19 protein-coding genes are annotated in these 15,503 nt (G+C 65.6%); 13 read left to right on the top strand and 6 right to left on the bottom strand.

The annotated features are described in order from the left end of the window. The first annotated feature begins 59 nt into the window (after window positions 1-59). Entirely contained in the window at window positions 60-1,457 is a 1,398-nt protein-coding gene (locus AC1DX2_RS02085) for a glycosyltransferase (protein WP_477194624.1), read from the top strand. Here the strand turns inward: AC1DX2_RS02085 and ygfZ are convergent. After that, on the bottom strand, window positions 1,414-2,340 hold the full coding sequence (ygfZ, locus tag AC1DX2_RS02080; protein ID WP_477194623.1) for a CAF17-like 4Fe-4S cluster assembly/insertion protein YgfZ: 927 nt from the start codon (window positions 2,338-2,340) through the stop codon (window positions 1,414-1,416). The two genes, AC1DX2_RS02085 and ygfZ, sit on opposite strands and share 44 nt — an antisense overlap. Window positions 2,341-2,387: 47 nt before the next feature. Here ygfZ and mltG point away from each other — a divergent pair, with 47 nt between their 5' ends. The 9 genes from mltG (at window position 2,388) to AC1DX2_RS02035 (ending at window position 8,689) form a co-directional block, all read left to right on the top strand. Next, entirely contained in the window at window positions 2,388-3,380 is a 993-nt protein-coding gene (gene mltG / locus AC1DX2_RS02075) for an endolytic transglycosylase MltG (protein WP_477194622.1), read from the top strand. 21 nt (window positions 3,381-3,401) lie between these two features. Next, a complete protein-coding gene (gene tmk / locus AC1DX2_RS02070; RefSeq protein ID WP_477194621.1) occupies window positions 3,402-4,061 on the top strand; it encodes a dTMP kinase in 660 nt (219 codons plus the stop codon). A gap of 14 nt (window positions 4,062-4,075) precedes the next feature. Beyond that, the gene (locus AC1DX2_RS02065; RefSeq protein ID WP_477194620.1) at window positions 4,076-5,110 is read left to right on the top strand and encodes a DNA polymerase III subunit delta'; all 1,035 of its coding nucleotides are present in this window, start codon (window positions 4,076-4,078) and stop codon (window positions 5,108-5,110) included. A 12-nt stretch (window positions 5,111-5,122) separates the two neighbouring features. Continuing rightward, window positions 5,123-5,482 carry a PilZ domain-containing protein gene (locus AC1DX2_RS02060; RefSeq protein ID WP_477194619.1) on the top strand — a complete coding sequence of 120 codons (360 nt, stop codon included), beginning with the start codon at window positions 5,123-5,125 and terminating at the stop codon, window positions 5,480-5,482. A gap of 37 nt (window positions 5,483-5,519) precedes the next feature. Beyond that, on the top strand, window positions 5,520-6,308 hold the full coding sequence (locus AC1DX2_RS02055; protein WP_477194618.1) for a TatD family hydrolase: 789 nt from the start codon (window positions 5,520-5,522) through the stop codon (window positions 6,306-6,308). A gap of 81 nt (window positions 6,309-6,389) precedes the next feature. Beyond that, on the top strand, window positions 6,390-7,022 hold the full coding sequence (locus tag AC1DX2_RS02050; RefSeq protein WP_477194617.1) for an ankyrin repeat domain-containing protein: 633 nt from the start codon (window positions 6,390-6,392) through the stop codon (window positions 7,020-7,022). 92 nt (window positions 7,023-7,114) lie between these two features. After that, window positions 7,115-7,477 carry an ArsR/SmtB family transcription factor gene (locus AC1DX2_RS02045; protein WP_477194616.1) on the top strand — a complete coding sequence of 121 codons (363 nt, stop codon included), beginning with the start codon at window positions 7,115-7,117 and terminating at the stop codon, window positions 7,475-7,477. Window positions 7,478-7,481: 4 nt separating this feature from the next. Next, entirely contained in the window at window positions 7,482-7,994 is a 513-nt protein-coding gene (locus AC1DX2_RS02040) for an SRPBCC family protein (protein WP_477194615.1), read from the top strand. 119 nt (window positions 7,995-8,113) lie between these two features. Next, window positions 8,114-8,689 (top strand): 2'-5' RNA ligase family protein, encoded by a 576-nt coding sequence (locus AC1DX2_RS02035; protein ID WP_477194614.1) that lies wholly within the window; start codon window positions 8,114-8,116, stop codon window positions 8,687-8,689. 22 nt (window positions 8,690-8,711) lie between these two features. On the opposite strand, the gene AC1DX2_RS02030 is transcribed toward AC1DX2_RS02035, so the two are convergent. Further along, window positions 8,712-9,410, bottom strand: coding sequence for a creatininase family protein (locus AC1DX2_RS02030; protein WP_477194613.1), 699 nt, complete (start codon window positions 9,408-9,410; stop codon window positions 8,712-8,714). Between the two features lie 166 nt (window positions 9,411-9,576). On the opposite strand from AC1DX2_RS02030, the gene AC1DX2_RS02025 reads away from it, so the two are divergent. Both AC1DX2_RS02025 and AC1DX2_RS02020 read left to right on the top strand, forming a co-directional pair. After that, a complete protein-coding gene (locus tag AC1DX2_RS02025) occupies window positions 9,577-9,822 on the top strand; it encodes a hypothetical protein (protein WP_477194612.1) in 246 nt (81 codons plus the stop codon). 28 nt (window positions 9,823-9,850) lie between these two features. Beyond that, window positions 9,851-10,561, top strand: a complete 711-nt coding sequence (locus tag AC1DX2_RS02020) for an N-acetylmuramoyl-L-alanine amidase family protein (RefSeq protein WP_477194611.1) — start codon at window positions 9,851-9,853, stop codon at window positions 10,559-10,561. A gap of 31 nt (window positions 10,562-10,592) precedes the next feature. Here AC1DX2_RS02020 and AC1DX2_RS02015 read toward each other — a convergent pair whose 3' ends face one another. After that, the gene (locus AC1DX2_RS02015; protein WP_477194610.1) at window positions 10,593-10,958 is read right to left on the bottom strand and encodes an ArsR/SmtB family transcription factor; all 366 of its coding nucleotides are present in this window, start codon (window positions 10,956-10,958) and stop codon (window positions 10,593-10,595) included. A gap of 140 nt (window positions 10,959-11,098) precedes the next feature. Between AC1DX2_RS02015 and AC1DX2_RS02010 the strand changes: the two genes are divergently transcribed. Beyond that, window positions 11,099-12,223, top strand: a complete 1,125-nt coding sequence (locus AC1DX2_RS02010; RefSeq protein WP_477194609.1) for a YeeE/YedE family protein — start codon at window positions 11,099-11,101, stop codon at window positions 12,221-12,223. Window positions 12,224-12,255: 32 nt separating this feature from the next. Here AC1DX2_RS02010 and AC1DX2_RS02005 read toward each other — a convergent pair whose 3' ends face one another. The 3 genes from AC1DX2_RS02005 to soxB all read right to left on the bottom strand — a co-directional run bounded on the left by AC1DX2_RS02005 (window position 12,256) and on the right by soxB (window position 15,460). Beyond that, a complete protein-coding gene (locus AC1DX2_RS02005) occupies window positions 12,256-13,194 on the bottom strand; it encodes an MBL fold metallo-hydrolase (protein WP_477194608.1) in 939 nt (312 codons plus the stop codon). 68 nt (window positions 13,195-13,262) lie between these two features. Continuing rightward, window positions 13,263-13,694: a DsrE family protein gene (locus AC1DX2_RS02000; protein ID WP_477194607.1), complete on the bottom strand. Its 432-nt coding sequence runs from the start codon at window positions 13,692-13,694 to the stop codon at window positions 13,263-13,265. A 29-nt stretch (window positions 13,695-13,723) separates the two neighbouring features. Next, on the bottom strand, window positions 13,724-15,460 hold the full coding sequence (gene soxB / locus AC1DX2_RS01995; protein WP_477194606.1) for a thiosulfohydrolase SoxB: 1,737 nt from the start codon (window positions 15,458-15,460) through the stop codon (window positions 13,724-13,726). Between the last annotated feature and the right edge of the window lie 43 nt (window positions 15,461-15,503).

The following is a 15,503-nucleotide window of genomic DNA, read 5'->3' as shown; positions in this document are numbered from 1 at the left end:
AGGCTCATGACAGTCGTTATGATCGCCTCAATAGCTTCTCCAACTCATCACTTGCACACATGGGCAGTCGCAGTGTTCTCACGTTACTGAAAGGTCTGCCGCAGACGTTCTTGGCCTGGGCCTGGATGGGCATGGTGTTGCTGCGCAGCCTGACTGTGCGGCGACGCGCTCCGGCAAGCCGCGACATGCTGATCGTGGCTTGGGGGTTCCCACCATTGGCCAGCGTGGGCGTGCACGTGATTGCATCGCTGGCGCGGGAGGCTGCGCGCGAGGGTTGGCGCGTGTGGGTGGTTTGTGGGCCGGAGCCTGCCAATGTTTCGGCAGCCGGGCTGGAATTGCTTCAAGGGCTGGGGCCGGCAGTGACCATTGTGCGGGTGCGCAGCCGGTTCATGGACGACCACGGCGCGCGCCTGACCACGCTGCCCGGTATGGTGCCCAGCCTGGACGGCGATTACTTGACGGCCTGGGCCATGCTGAATGCCGCGCTTCCTGAGTTGCGACAGCGCATGCCGGCGGTGGTGGTGGGAACGGGGCCTCGCTTTTCCAATTTCGTCGCTGCACGCTGGCTGGCCGATTTGTGCCATTGCCCGCTGGTACTGCACTACCGGGATGAATGGACGGTGAACACGCCCGAATTCGTCCATCCCGGCGAATTTGAGAGAGACGTCGAGCGAGATTGTCTGCAACGCGCCGATTTGGTGCTGTTCGCCTCGCAGCCCAAGCTCACCGCCTACCGCAAGGCCTTCCCTGATGTGGCGCCTGGCAAGCTTGCGGTGATGATGAATGGCTGGGACCCGCATTTTCACAGCATACCCATCCCGCCCGCGAATGCCGCTGACAAGCTGATTGATCGGGACCGGTTTGCCTTGTTGTATGCCGGTCGCTGGCACGGCAGCCTGCAGCCGCTGATTGATAATTTTGATGCACTGTTGCGCCAGCATCCCGAGATGGTGGATCGTCTCCAATTGGTGCTGGTTGGCAACCAGACTGAAACCAACAGTCGGCTGTTGGCCGATTTCCAGGCCTCCTGGCCGGGCTGCGTGCGTGTTTCACCCCAAGTTTGCCTCAGTGAGGCTGTGGCGCTGATGCGCATGGCTTCTGCCTTGTTGCTGATCAATGACCATGTCTACGATGGCGTGATTCCGCAGAAAACATACGACTACATGGCCACGGGCAGGCCCATCCTGGTGTATGGCGAGGCTGGCGGCGCGACTGCCATCGTGCTGAACGTCCAGGCTGGCTTGTGCGTGGGGGTGACTGATATGCCGGCCCTGCACGCAGCATTGACGAGCTTCATGGCGGTCGCCAGCGACCACTGGAACAGCGAGAAGCGACTGGTCTGGGTAGAAGCCAACAACCGCAGCCGGTTGATCCAAAGCGCGCTGGTACAAATCCAGGCGTTGACGCAGCTGCCTAGATATCAGCCAGCAGCGGGTAAGGAAGCGACAGCAGGCTGAGCACCGCGCCATCAGCTCGATGAAGGTGCAGGCCACCCGCCTCGGCCGCCGCCACCTGCAGCGAGGCGATGGCCTCGTAAGCCCCATCGGCTGAGCGCGCCGCCTGGGCCACGCTGCCGCAGGGTTGCTCGGCGTCCGCAGCCTGAAAGATTTCGTCGCCCACCGCCAGTGGCGCCTCGGCGCGAATGATGTAGCCGCGCCGCTTTAGCGTGCCGCGGAACTGGCTGCGCGCCACCACCTCCTGGCCAGGGTAGCAGCCCTTCTTGAAGTTGACGCCGCCCACGGATTCGTAATTCAGCATCTGCGGCACAAAGGCATCGGCCACCGGTGTGGTCAGCGTAGCCACGCCGCTGCGCACTTCGCCCCAGGCCCAGGCCTCGTTGCTGATCGGCGGCGCGTCGGGCAGTGGCGTGCCCAGCGGGGCCAGCCACAGCGCGCGGGCCACGTCGTCGGCCGGGTACAGGGCCACCACGCTGGCCCCACCGGCCTGCACCAGCGTCCAGGGGGCCGCTCGGCTGCCCAGCAGCGTGGTGGCGGCCTGGCCGGCCAGGCCTCGCAGCTCAAACGCCGCCGTGGCGTCGCTCAGCTTGACCTTGCTGCGCAGCACGAACATGCTCAGGCGTTTCAGCGTCGCCGGCAACAGGTCGCGTGCGCACACCAGCACGATGTCGCCCTCCGCCAGCTTGAAGCCCACGAAACTGGCCTGCATGCGGCCCTTGGCGGAGCAGAAGGCTGCCAGCCGCGCCTCGTTGGTGCGCAGCAAGGCAAAGTCCTGCGTCAACTGGCCTTGCAGGAACTTGACGGCGTCCTCGCCCTCGGCGCGGATCACCCCCAGGTGCGGCAGCGCGGCCATGCCCTGGAGCGGATAAGAAGACGTGCTCATGCAGTGAATTATCATCGGCGCTCTATTTCAAGTGGGCTTGTAGGGCTGTGCGCGTCTTTTCCGTGGTGTTGGTGGTGCTGGTCCTGCTGGTTGGCGGGGCGGGGTTCGGGGCGTACAGTTGGCTGCACCGGCCGCTGCCCATGACGGCGCCGTCGCTGGACCTGAGCGTGGAGCCCGGCACGCCGGCACGCGCGGTGGCCCAGGCGGTGGCCGATGCCGGCGTGCAGGTCAATCCCGCCTGGCTGTATTGGTGGTTTCGCCTGTCTGGCGAGTCGCGCCAGATCAAGGCCGGCAGCTACGAGTTGGAGCAAGGCGCCACGCCGGCCAGCCTGCTGCGCAAGCTGGTGCGCGGCGAAGAGGCGTTGCGTGCCATCACGCTGGTGGAGGGCTGGACCTTCCGCCAGGTGCGCGAAGCCCTGGCCAAGGCCGACAGCCTGAAGCCTGACACCCAGGGCTTGAGCGAGGCCAGCCTGATGACGCAGCTGGGCAAGCCCGGCGTGCCGGCCGAAGGCCATTTCTTCCCCGACACCTACACCTACTCCAAGGGCTCCAGCGACCTGGCGCTGCTGCGCCGTGCCCAGCGGGCCATGGACAAGCGGCTGGAGGCCGCCTGGGCCGCGCGCGCGAGTGACACCGTGCTGACCACGCCCGAGCAACTGCTGACGCTGGCCAGCATCGTGGAAAAGGAGACCGGCCGGCCGATGGACAGGCCGCTGATCGCCGCCGTGTTCCTGAACCGGCTGCGCGTGGGCATGCTGCTGCAAACCGACCCCACGGTGATCTACGGCCTGGGCGAAAAATTCGACGGCAACCTGCGCAAGCGTGACCTGCTGACCGACACGCCGTGGAACACCTACACCCGCGCCGGCCTGCCGCCCACACCCATCGCCATGCCCGGCAAGGCGTCGCTGCTGGCCGTGGTGCAGCCGGCCACCAGCAAGGCGCTGTATTTCGTCGCCCGGGGTGACGGCAGCAGCCAGTTCAGCAACACCTTGGACGAGCACAACCGCGCCGTCAACAAGTTCCAGCGTGGACAATAGGCGCATGGAGACCCCCACGGCATGAGCACCGGTCTGTTCATCAGCTTCGAAGGCATAGACGGCGCCGGCAAGTCCACCCACATCGATGCGCTGGCCGATCAGCTGCGCGCGGGCGGGCGCCAGGTGCTGTTGACGCGCGAACCCGGCGGCACACCGCTGGCCGAGGCGCTGCGCACGCTGGTGCTGAACGACCCCATGGACGCGCTGACCGAGACGCTGTTGGTGTTCGCCGGCCGGCGCGACCATTTGCGCCAGGTCATCGAGCCGGCGCTGGCCCGGGGTGACGTGGTGCTGTGTGACCGCTTCACTGACTCGTCCTATGCCTACCAAGGGGCCGGCCGGGGATTCGACCTGACCATGCTGGCCACGTTGGAGCAATGGGTGCAGGGCACGGCCGGTGTGCCGGGCCTGGCCGGCCAGGCCGTTTTCACCCGCCAGCCGGACCTGACGCTGTGGTTTGACCTGGCGCCCGAACTGGCCGCCCAGCGCCTGGCCGGGGCCCGCGAGCCGGACAAATTCGAGGCCCAGCAAGTGGATTTTTTCCGCCGCGTCAGCCAGGGCTATGCCAGCCGCGCCGCCCAGGCGCCGCTGCGTTTCGCCCGCGTGGATGCGGCCCAGCCGCGTGATGCGGTGTGGCAACAGGTGCAGGCCGCCGTGCGTCAGCGCGGCTGGCTGGCTTGAGCGACCGAAACGCGATGAGCGCCGACGACACCGCCACTGCCGCCTCAGCCAGCGAACCGCTGGCACCTTGGTTGACCGTCCAGGCCCGTCACCTGCTGGCGCAGCGCGGCCATGCCTGGCTGTTACAAGGGCCCTCGGGCCTGGGGCAGTACGAACTGGCGCTGGCGCTGGCGCGCGCCTGGCTGTGCGAAACCCCGCTGAATGACAGCCAAGCCTGCGGCCACTGCACCAGCTGCCATGCCATTGACGTGCGCACCCATGCCGACCTGTGCATGCTGATGCCCGAGACCCAGATGATGGAACTGGGCTGGCCGCTGTCGGAAAAGGCGCAGGCCGACATCGACGACAAGAAACGCAAACCCAGCAAAGAGATCCGCGTCGAGGCCATGCGCGATGCGGTGGAGTTCAGCCAGCGCACCAGCGCGCGCGGGCGTGGCAAGGTGGTGCTGGTGTTTCCGGCCGAGCGCATGAACCACATCACCGCCAACGCGCTGCTCAAGACGCTGGAGGAGCCGCCCGGCGACGTGCGCTTTGTGCTGGCCAGCGAAGCGGCCCACCAGCTGCTGCCCACCATACGCAGCCGCTGCCTGGGCCATGCCATGGCCTGGCCGGCCGAGTCCGAGGCGCTGGCCTGGCTGGCCCGGCAGGGCCTGAAAACACAGGACGCCGCCACACTGCTGCGCGCTGCCGGCGGCCGCCCACAGGACGCACTGGCCTTTGCCGCCAGCGGCCGCGACGCCAAGGCCTGGGCTACTTTCCCCCAGGCCATGCTGCGTGGCGATGTGGCCGCCTTGAAGGATTGGGGCCCGGCCCAAAGCTTGGACGCGCTGCACAAGCTGTGCCATGACCTGCTGGCAGTGAAGAGCGGGGCAGGCCCGCGTTTCTTTGCTGAGGCCGACCTGCCCAAGCCGGGTTCCTGGCCCGCCCTGACCGGCTGGTCGCGCGCGCTGGCCCAGGCCGGCCGCACGGTGGAACACCCGTTCAACCCCGGCCTGATGGCCGAGGCACTTGTGAGCGAGGCCAAAAAGGCCCTAAACTCAAGGGGTTAGAACAACTTCCTGATGAGCAATTCGCCCGCACCACCCCGTCCCAGTGTGATCCAGCTCGCGATCAAGGAGAAGGCCGCGCTGTATGCGGCTTACATTCCCTTGTTCCAGGAAGGCGGCATCTTCATCCCCACCACGCGGGATTACAAGCTGGGCGATGATATTTACGTGCTGTTGTCGCTTCCAGAAGACACCCAGCGCTACCCGGTAGCCGGTAAAGTCGCCTGGGTCACACCGGCCAAGGCTTCGGGCGCGCGCACCCAGGGCGTGGGCATTTTGTTCCCGAAGGACGAAAAGTCGCGCCTGCTGAAGCTGAAAATCGAAGAAATCCTTGGCGCCAACATGGCGTCGGACCGTCCCACGCAGACCATGTGAGCCGAGTGTGCGGGGCCCGCCCGCTACACTTGCCCGCATGTTCACCGATTCGCATTGCCACCTGAGTTTTCCCGAGCTGAAAGAACAGCTGGGGCCCATCCGCGAGGCCATGGCACAAGCCCATGTCACCCGCGCCATGTGCATCTGCACCACACTGGAAGAATTCCCCGAAGTGCATGGCCTGGCCATGGCGTATGACAATTTCTGGGCCACCGCCGGGGTGCACCCGGACAACGAGGGCGTCACCGAGCCCAGCCTGGACAAGCTGCTGGAGCTGGGCAGCCTGCCGCGCGTGCTGGGCATTGGCGAGACCGGGCTGGACTACTACCGGCTCAATGGCCGCTCGGTGGCCGACATGGAATGGCAGCGCGAGCGCTTTCGCACCCACATCCGCGCGGCGCGGCGGCTGGGCAAGCCCATGGTCATCCACACCCGCAGCGCCTCAGAAGACACCATCGCCATCCTTAAGGAGGAGGGCGAAGACGGCTCGGCCGGGGCGGCTGGTGGCGTGTTCCACTGCTTTACCGAGACCATGGCGGTGGCCAAGGCGGCGCTGGAGCTGGGTTTTTACATCTCGTTCTCCGGCATCGTCACCTTCAAGACCGCGCAGGATCTGCGTGACGTGGCAGCCTATGTGCCGCTGGAGCGCACGCTGATTGAGACCGACAGCCCTTACCTGGCGCCGGTGCCTTATCGGGGCAAGACCAACAACCCGTCGTATGTGCCGCATGTGGCGGCCCAGCTGGCGGCCATCAAGGGCCTGACAGCAGAGCAGGTGGGGCAGGCCACCAGCGTCAATTTCGACACGCTGTTCCAACCAGATTGAACCATGGTTTATTTAAGAAATTACATCAAGATAATTATTTATCTATATGTTTTTATTGTTTTTTCTATCGCAAATTCACAAGTGATTGTCAGCACGGGGTTTGACGATTTCTTCCGTGCCATCAAGAGCGACGATGGCGCAGCCGTCACCCGGGTGATTCAAAAGGGCTTCGACGCCAACACGCCTTACAGCAACGGTGACTACGGTTTGATCATGGCCATCCATGAAGAGAGGCCGGCGACGGTGTCGGCTCTGCTGGCATGGGACAAGATCAAGGTCGAGGTGCGCAACAAGGCAGACGAGAGCCCGCTGATGATGGCCGCGCTGATGGGCAACACCACGCTGGTGCGCCGTTTGATCGCCATGGATGCCGACATCAACAAGCCCGGCTGGGCGCCGCTGCACTATGCCGCCACCAATGGCCATGCTGGCATCATCCAGATCCTGCTTGATGGCCACGCCTACATCGACGCGCCCGCCCCCAATGGCGCCACACCGCTGATGATGGCGGCCGAATACGGCAACATCGCCTCGGTCAAGCTGCTGCTGGAGGCCGGCGCCGACGCCACGCTGAAGAACCGGCTGGGCCAGACCGCGCTGGACTATGCCAGGCGTGGCAGCCGGCCGGATGCGATTGCGCTGCTGGGCGCGTTGGCGGTGACCCAGGCGGCACAGGCCAAGGCTTCTGCATCCGCCGCCTCTGCGGCCAAGTAGAGTTTCGCGCGGGGCGCCCGTTCACGCTCCAAATGCCCAGGGTGTCAATACGCCACTTGCATGCATTTAAATGTATATGCATAATGGCGCATATGGATGTTTTTCAGATCCTCGCTGAACCGGCCCGCAAGCAAATCGTGGAAACGCTGCAGGGTGGCGAGCGCCAGGTCAACGACCTGGTGCAGCTGCTGGGCATCCACCAATCTGGCGTGTCGCGCCACCTGCGCATCTTGCTGGGGGCCGGCTTCGTGCAAGTACGACCGCAAGGGCAGTTGCGGCTGTACTCGCTGAAGCCCGAGCCGTTCCAGCAACTCGACCAGTGGGTGGGCGGCTACCGCCAGTTGTGGGAACAGCGGCTGGACCGCTTTGGCGAGGCCTTGAAAAAAAAGCAGCGCGGCGAGCTCGAGGCCGCCGCGCCGGCCAGCACGCCCGAACCTCAACCCAACCAGGAGTAATGCCATGAACACCATCGCCAGTTCCGCCGCCGGCCAGCACCAGCAACCCGTCGTTTTCGACCGCAGCTACAGCGCCAAGGTGGAAGACCTGTGGTTCCTATGGACCACCAAGGAGGGCTTCGAGTCCTGGTGGGGGCCGGAGGGTTTCCGCGTGGAGGTGCGCGAGCTGGACCTCCGCGTGGGCGGCGCCCTGGTGTACGACATGATTGCCGACGGGGCGGAGCAGATCGCGTTCATGAAGGCGTCCAACATGCCGCTGTCACATGGCACACGGGGCATCTACACCGCTGTGCAGCCATTGAAGCAGCTGGAATTGACACACACCATAGACTTCATCCCCGGTGTGGCGGCGTACGACAACAAGATGGTGGCCGAGTTCTCGCAGCAGCCGGGTGGTGTAGCGCGCATGGTCATCACCGTGCAGCCGCACACCGATCCGGAGTGGACGGGCCGCGCCGCCGCCGGCATGAGCAGCCAGCTGACCAAGGTGGAGGAGGCGCTGGCGCGGCGCAGGTGATGCGGCTGGTCGGCCGGGTTCACGGCAGGCCTGGGCCTGGTTGCGGGGCTTGCGGCGCGCGCACAGAGGTGCTAAATTCTGCATGACTGTTTATTTATACAGTTATTCAAGGAGCCCGCATGCCTTCCCAAATGCATCTGACAGAGTTCGAGTCCACGTATGTCGTGCGCCAGCTGTTCTTTGCGCTTCGTCCGCCCCCGCCCGTGGCTCAGCAGCTGTCCGGTATGGCGGCCGACATCAACGCCACGCTGAACGTCCGCACCAAGCCTCTGCCGGCGAACCGGTTGCACGTCACCTTGCTGGACCTGGGCGCCTATGCCTCCACGCCGCGCGGGCTTCTGGCCTCGGCCTGCGAAGCGGCGACGAAGGTCAAGCTGCCGCCATTCGAGGTCGGCTTCGACCGGGTGACGGGTTTCAAAAACAGCCGCAACAACCCGCTGGTGCTGCGGGCCACCACGGGCGCCAATGCCGAATTGACGGAGTTCCAGCTGGCCTTGCACATGGAGCTGGCGAAGGCCGGCCTCAAGGCCCGGTTGATTTCCGTGCCCCATGTCACCCTGATGTATGACCGTGTGTTGCACGCGGAACAGCGCATCGAGCCCGTGCAATGGACTGCGCAGGAGTTCCTGCTGATCGAGAGCCTGCAAGGCTTCCACATCCACAACATCGTCGGGACCTGGCCGCTGAAAGGCTGAGCAGCGCCCCTGGGAGCTGGGGCTACAGGCTGCCCAGCAACTCCCGCGTTTCATCCACCGCAATGCGCCACAGCGCGTCCGTCACGGCATCGGGCAGCTGGTAGTGCCCGCCATAGCAGCCGTCGCCCAGGTAGGCCCGCTTGTCGGGCGGGTCCATCACCGCCATGCGGGCGTAGTCCACCAGCGGCTTGGGCTGCTGGGGCAGGGTGACGCCGGGGAGGCGGGTGAGCGCGAAGTTTTCCATCCAGGAGGCATGTGAGGCTTGCGGATCGTGTTCGCGCACAAAGGCCATGCTCTTGGGCGCGGCCCACCAGTTGTGCCAGCGGATCTGCAACCCAGGGTATTGCGCCGTCAACTCCTGCAGCAGGCTGGCCGCGCCGCTGTTGCCGCCGTGGCCATTGACGATCAGGATGCGCCTGAAACCGTGCTGGTGCAACGAGCCCACCAGGTCGCCCAGCACGGCCAGCAGCGTGCTGAGCTTCAGCGTCATCGTGCCCGGGTAGGCCATGTAGGTGGGCGTGTAGCCATAGGGCTGGGCCGGGAACACCGGGATGCCCAGCGGCTCGGCCGCCTCCACGCTGACCTGCTCGGCCAGCAGCGCATCCACCGCCAGCGACAGGTAGGCGTGCTGCTCTATGCTGCCCAAGGGCAGCACGGCGCGGGTTTCGCCGCCTTGCAGCAGGGCTTCGACCTGCATCCAGTTGCAATCGCGTATGCGCATGGCGCTCCTTGGGCTGTGAAAGCTGGCGTTTGGGGCCATGTTAGTCCTTAGACGGCATGTATGGACCCGAGCAATGCCATTGCGTCATGTCAAACACAGAGAAGGCCGGCATGGGTAAGCTGTGTCCAAGGGGCCACTGGCCCGTCGATTTTGGAGGTAGAGCACCATGGGAACCATTCACACCAGCGCCGCGGCCATGCCGCACGCGCACCTGCCTCAGCCGCGCAAGGCTTGGGAGGTGGACAAGCTGAGCCGCGCAATTGACGAGGGCGAGAGCGTGGATGACATGGCGCAGGATTCGGCTGCTTCGCTGGCCAGCGTGGAGCGCGACATGGGCCTGCCTGATTGGGCTGACTTGAGCACCGACGATCTGGCCGAAGGCGAGATCGCGCCGCACCTGCACGACGAATAAGCCGGGCTGGCCGTTGCACAATGCGTGGATGATCCCGCGCCGAAGTCCTTCCACCACTGTCAGCCGCCTGGCCTTGTTCCTGGCGCTCGCGTTGCTGTCGATGGCCAGCCGGGCAGCCGCCCCCCTGGTGGCGGTGGACGTGGGCCATTACCTGAAGAACCCGGGCGCCATCAGCGCCGCCGGCACCCCCGAATTCGTTTTCAACCAGCGCCTGGCGCGCCGCCTGGTGCAGGTGCTGGACATGAACCAGGTGCGCGTGCAACTGGTCAACGAAGCGGGGCAATTGGACAGCCTGACCCAGCGCACCGAGATCGCCGCCGACGCCGGCCTGTTTGTCTCCATCCACCACGACTCGGTGCGGCGCAAATTCCTGCCGGTGGTGGATCCGCGCTACAGCGGCTTTTCGGTCTGGGTGTCGCGCAAGAACCGTGCTTCGGACAAAAGCATCCAGTGCGCCCGCACGCTGGGCGACAGCCTGCGCGCGGCGGGCTTCACGCCCTCCAGCTACCATGCCGACCCGGTGATCGGCGAAAACCGGCCCATCATCGACCTGGAGCGTGGCGTGTTTGCGCGCGACGAGCTGGCGGTGCTGAAGACGGCGCGCAGCCCGGCGGTGCTGGTGGAGGCGGGCGTCATCGTCAACCCGGCCGACGAGCCGGGCCTGAAAGACCCGGAGCGCATTGCCCGCATGGCCAGTGCCATCGCGGCCGGCATACAGGGCTGCCTGCAGGCCCCTTGAGCCTGCACAGCGCTGGCCAAGGCCCCAGGCGTTACATCGCGCGCGCGGGTACCAGCCGCTCGGAGGCGTGCACCTCGGTGTCCGGATCCAGCTCCATCGCCACCTGGGTGCAGACCGCACGGCACAACGTGGCCACGCGTTCGCTTTGCAGCTGGTAATAGATTTGCGTGCCGTCGCGCCGCTTGGACAGCACGCCGCTGCGGTACAGCATGGCCAGGTGCTGCGACATGTTGGACTGGGTGGTGTCGATCTCAGCCAACAACTCAGAGACGTTCTTCTCGCCGTTGCACACCGCGCTGATGATCTTCAGCCGTATGGGCGTGGACAGCACCGAGAACAGCTCGGCCACGGATTCGAACACCCGGTCCTGGTCGCTTGTGTCTTCCTTGTTTGCCATGCGCCTGCTTTCTGTGGGGATCACCCTGTTGCCGCTCAAAATCATTATATGCAGGAGCAGTGATATTGCCTGGGGCTCGCCGCCCGGTGTTTTCCCCAACAGGCGGCGGTATCCGTTGGGGATGCCCCGATAATCCCCGCATGCCCGTGACCCCCGCCTCCGACCCCACCTCCCTCGTCTTGTGGTGCGCCTTCGTGCTCGCCGCCGTGTTCGGCGCCATTGCGCAGCGCACGCAGTTCTGCACCATGGGCGCCATTGCCGACGTGTTGACCATGGGGGACTGGAGCCGTGTGCGCATGTGGGTGCTGGCCATAGCGGTGGCAGTGCTGGGCTTCAACGGCATGGTGGGCCTGGGCTGGGTGGTTGCGGCCAAAAGCATCTATGCCGAGCCGCGGCTGCTGTGGGCGTCCACGCTGGTGGGCGGGCTGCTGTTTGGTTTCGGCATGGTGCTGGCATCGGGCTGCGGCAGCAAGAACCTGGTGCGCGTGGGTGGCGGCAATTTGAAATCGCTGGTGGTGTTGCTGTTCATGGGGGTGGCGGCCTTTGCCACGCTGAAGGGCATCACTGCCGTGGTGCGCGTGGCCACAGTGGATCAGTTGGCCGTCGGCCTGCCTGGCGGGCAGGATCTGCCCACGCTGCTGGCCGGTGGTTTCGGCATGAAGGTGGCCGCACTGGCGCCGTTGCTGGGCGGGGCGGTGGCCGTGGCCCTGCTGGTGTGGGTGCTGTACAAGCCCGAAGGCCGCACGGCCAACGTCTGGCTGGGCGGGCTGGGCGTGGGCCTGGTCATCGTGGCGCTGTGGTGGGTGTCGGGCCACCTGGGCTACCTGGCCGAAGACCCGCAGACGCTGGAAGAGCGCTTCGTCGCCACCAACTCGCGCCGCATGGAGGCCTTGAGCATGGCCGCACCGGTGGGCTACACGCTGGACTGGCTGCTGTTCTTCAGCGACAAGAGCAAGGTGCTGACCATCGGCATCGTCAGCGTGGTCGGCGTGGTGCTGGGCTCGGCCGTGGTGGCGCTGGCCAGCCGCAAGTTCCGCTGGGAAGGTTTTGGCAACACCGAAGACACCGCCAACCACCTGGTGGGCGCGTTGTTGATGGGGGTGGGTGGTGTCACAGCGCTGGGCTGCACGGTGGGGCAGGGCATATCGGGCCTGTCCACGCTGTCGCTGGGCAGTGTGCTGGCCACGGCCGGGTTTGTGGGCGGCGCGGTGCTGGCGCTGCGTTACCAGATGTGGCGGCTGGACCACGTGCCGCCTTGCAAGTAGTCAGGGCTTGCGCCTGACCTGGCTGCACGGGCTCATGGTTTGCCGCCGGCCTGCTCCATCAGCAAATAGGTGTTGTAGGCGTTCATGCGGTTGGCGGCCTTGAACAGCGGCAGGCCCTCGAAGCGGGACCAGTCGGTGCGTGCATAGGCGTCGTCAAACGGCTCCAGCTCCTGCGCCGCCTTGCCCATGGCCTGGCGCAGGAACACCAGGTAGTCGCGCGTCAGCGCCAGATCGGCGGCAGGCGCCTCGGACGGCGCACCGTGGCCGGTGACCATGATTTTCGGCTGGTAGGCAATCAGCCGGCCCAGCGACTTGATCCAGTTGGCGCTGTCGGCCTGGCCCACATAGGGGATGCGGCCGCGAAACACCAGGTCGCCGGCAAACAGCACGCCGCGCTGCGGCAGCCACACCACGATGTCTTCCGGCGCATGGGCCGGCCCCACGTGCTGGATGACGATGTCGGTGCCGCCCAGCGTCAATCGGGTTTCCTCGCCCGTCAGCCAGCGGTCTGCCGCCACCAGTCGGGTGTTGGCATCTATCGCCGGCGCCAGTTCCTGGCGGCTGGCCTCCAGGCGCAAGCGGGCCGTGTCCGAATTCAGGTATTCGCGCCCCTGCTCGTGGGCGATGATGCTGGCGCCGGCCTCCTTGAAAGCCTGCAGGCCGTAGATGTGGTCGGCGTGGTAGTGCGTGACGATGACGTGGCGTATGGGCTGCGGCGTGACCTCGCGTATCACCCGGATCAGCTCGCGGCCCAGCTCCGGCGAGCCCAGCGCATCCACCACCACCACGCCGCCGTCGGTGACGACGAAGCCGGCGTTGGAGATGAAATTGCGGTTCTTGGCCGAACCCAGCGCCGGCTCGCCCTGCACGAACCACACGCCGGGGGCCACTTCGCGTGGCTTCAGGTAAGAGTCGGGGGCAGTGGCGGCCCAGGCGGCCTGGGCCAGCAACCAGCAGGCCGCGAGCAGCAAACGGGCGCAGAAACGGATACAGCGGGGCACAGGCTCTCAGCAGCGGTTCGGCAAGCCGATAGGTACGCTCAGGGCTTGATGTAGGCGTAGCCTTGCTGTTGCAGCTTGGCCAGGCGCACCACACCGGAGGGGGTGAAGTCCGCCTCCTCGATGAACTGCTCTTTCTTGATATTGCGGTTGCGCAGCGTGATCTCGCACACCTCGAACTTCACGCCGCGCGCCTTCAACGCCGCCACCGGGGCGGCGTATTCGTTGCCGGTGCGGTCCTTGGCGCCGGTCAACAAAAAGTCCACGCCCTCCGCATGCGTGACCACGGTGATCTTGGCCGTGGGGTCGGTGTCCAGGTGGTTCCTGATGTTGCGCAGGCCCTTCAGCGCCTGGCCTTCGCTGTTGTCGATGTGGTAGATCACGTTGTTGGCGGTGCTTTGCGCCCAGGCGGTGGGGGCCAGCACGGTGACCATGGCCAGCAGCAGGCCGGCGAGGAATTTGGCGAATCTCATGGTTTTCTCCTGTGAACTTAAAAAAGCACTCACGTCATCTGGCCCGGGTTGCCCTGCATGCCCACCAGTTGCGGCGAATTCAGCTTGCGCGGGCCCACGCGGCCGTTGCGCGCCTTGAACCACGATTCCACCACATCCCATACCGGCTTGCTGCCGAGCTGACTGCGCGCCTCCTCGGCCACCGGCGCCCAGCCAGCCACCTTGTAGGTTTTGCCGGCTTCCACGGGCTTGCCGTTCAGGCGCATGTTGCTGATGCGCGCGCCCATCTTCTGCGCCGGCTCGCAGGTGTACTGCAGGCCACCCACCCGCACCATGTCGCCACCCTGCTGGTAATAAGGGTCGGGGTTGAACAGGTTGTCGGCCACGTCTTCCAGCACCGTCTTGATGGTGTCGCCGGTCATGTTGTTGACGGTGGCATAGGGGTAGGTGATGGCCAGCTGGTCCATCATCAGCTCACGCGTGATGGTGTCCCCCGGCAGCAGCGTGGTGCCCCAGCGGAAGCCGGGCGAGAAGGCGATTTCGGCGCCTTGCACCTCCATCAGCGCGTCGCAGATCAACTGGTCCCAACTGCCATTGAAGTTGCCGCGCCGGTACAGCAGGCCATCAGTCACGGCCAGTTTCTCGGCCAGTTTGGCCTCATACGGCGCGCGCACCTTGGTGATCAGCGCCTCCATCGCCGGGTCGGCCTGCAACTGGTTGGCAAACACCGGCAGCAGGCGGTAGCGGAAATCGGCCACGCGGCCGGCCTTGACGTCAAAGTCCATCACGCCCAGGAACTTGCCGTTCGAGCCCGCATTGGTCACCAGCGTCTTGCCGCCGGCATTGGCCACCGGCACCGCCACCGGCACGCCGTCGTGCGTGTGGCCGCCCAGGATGGCGTCCACGCCGCGCACCCGGCTGGCCATCTTCAGGTCCACGTCCATGCCGTTGTGCGACAGCACCACCACCACCTGGGCGCCTTTGGCGCGCACCTCGTCGACCTGCTTTTGCAGGTTGTCGTCCTGGATGCCGAAGGTCCAGTCCGCCACCAGGTAGCGCGGGTTGGCGATGGGCGTGTAGGGGAATGCCTGGCCGATGATGGCGCAAGACACGCCGTTGATTTCGCGCAGCACATAGGGCTTGAACACCGGGTCGCCAAAATCGTTGGTCTTGACGTTCTGGGCCACGAATTCGATGCGGCCGGCGAAGTCTTTCTCCACGATCTCCTTCACCCGCTCCATGCCGTAGGTGAATTCCCAGTGGCCGGTCATCACGTCCACGCCCAGCAGTTTGGCGGCCTCCACCATGTCCTGGGCATTCGTCCACAGAGAAGTCGCCGAGCCTTGCCAGGTGTCGCCACCGTCGAGCAGCAGCGCACCGGGTCGGCTGGCCTTCAGCTGTTTGACCAAGGTGGCCAGGTGCGCAAAGCCGCCTACCTTGCCGTAGCGGCGCGCCGCCTTTTCGAAGTCCAGACAGGTGAAGGCATGGGCCAGGTTGGTGCCGGCGGGGATGTTGCCGGCCTTCAGCAGGTGCCGGCCCACCAGGTGGGGCAACTGGCCTTGCATGCCAGCAAGCCCCAGGTTGACACTGGGCTCGCGGAAGTAGATCGGCTTCAACTGCGCATGGCAGTCCGTCATGTGCAGGAAAGACACATTGCCGAAGCGCGGCAGCTCGTACAAGCCCTTTTGGGCTGCCGCCGCGTCGGCCTCGGCATGCCGCCCCAGCGCCATGCCGGCCACCGAGGCCGCGCCCAGCACTTGCAGGAATTCGCGTTTGGAAAGATTCATGGGTGGGTGGTCAAAGAGCGCCAGGCCGCCCCACGGCCCGGGC

Source organism: Hylemonella sp. P2_B10 (genome assembly GCF_056404875.1).
Note: the sequence above shows the minus strand (reverse complement) of the source record. Positions and strands in the feature narration are given on the sequence as shown.

What these genes read in the sequence shown, in the direction of transcription:
- AC1DX2_RS02030 (WP_477194613.1), bottom strand. Translation starts at nt 9,410, where the DNA reads ATGCGCATACGCGATTGCAACTGGATGCAGGTCGAAGCCCTGCTGCAA.
- AC1DX2_RS02065 (WP_477194620.1), top strand. Translation starts at nt 4,076, where the DNA reads ATGAGCGCCGACGACACCGCCACTGCCGCCTCAGCCAGCGAACCGCTG.
- AC1DX2_RS02045 (WP_477194616.1), top strand. Translation starts at nt 7,115, where the DNA reads ATGGATGTTTTTCAGATCCTCGCTGAACCGGCCCGCAAGCAAATCGTG.
- soxB (WP_477194606.1), bottom strand. Translation starts at nt 15,460, where the DNA reads ATGAATCTTTCCAAACGCGAATTCCTGCAAGTGCTGGGCGCGGCCTCG.
- AC1DX2_RS02035 (WP_477194614.1), top strand. Translation starts at nt 8,114, where the DNA reads ATGCCTTCCCAAATGCATCTGACAGAGTTCGAGTCCACGTATGTCGTG.
- AC1DX2_RS02010 (WP_477194609.1), top strand. Translation starts at nt 11,099, where the DNA reads ATGCCCGTGACCCCCGCCTCCGACCCCACCTCCCTCGTCTTGTGGTGC.
- ygfZ (WP_477194623.1), bottom strand. Translation starts at nt 2,340, where the DNA reads ATGAGCACGTCTTCTTATCCGCTCCAGGGCATGGCCGCGCTGCCGCAC.
- AC1DX2_RS02085 (WP_477194624.1), top strand. Translation starts at nt 60, where the DNA reads ATGGGCAGTCGCAGTGTTCTCACGTTACTGAAAGGTCTGCCGCAGACG.
- AC1DX2_RS02025 (WP_477194612.1), top strand. Translation starts at nt 9,577, where the DNA reads ATGGGAACCATTCACACCAGCGCCGCGGCCATGCCGCACGCGCACCTG.
- tmk (WP_477194621.1), top strand. Translation starts at nt 3,402, where the DNA reads ATGAGCACCGGTCTGTTCATCAGCTTCGAAGGCATAGACGGCGCCGGC.
- AC1DX2_RS02055 (WP_477194618.1), top strand. Translation starts at nt 5,520, where the DNA reads ATGTTCACCGATTCGCATTGCCACCTGAGTTTTCCCGAGCTGAAAGAA.
- AC1DX2_RS02020 (WP_477194611.1), top strand. Translation starts at nt 9,851, where the DNA reads ATGATCCCGCGCCGAAGTCCTTCCACCACTGTCAGCCGCCTGGCCTTG.
- AC1DX2_RS02015 (WP_477194610.1), bottom strand. Translation starts at nt 10,958, where the DNA reads ATGGCAAACAAGGAAGACACAAGCGACCAGGACCGGGTGTTCGAATCC.
- AC1DX2_RS02060 (WP_477194619.1), top strand. Translation starts at nt 5,123, where the DNA reads ATGAGCAATTCGCCCGCACCACCCCGTCCCAGTGTGATCCAGCTCGCG.
- AC1DX2_RS02000 (WP_477194607.1), bottom strand. Translation starts at nt 13,694, where the DNA reads ATGAGATTCGCCAAATTCCTCGCCGGCCTGCTGCTGGCCATGGTCACC.
- AC1DX2_RS02040 (WP_477194615.1), top strand. Translation starts at nt 7,482, where the DNA reads ATGAACACCATCGCCAGTTCCGCCGCCGGCCAGCACCAGCAACCCGTC.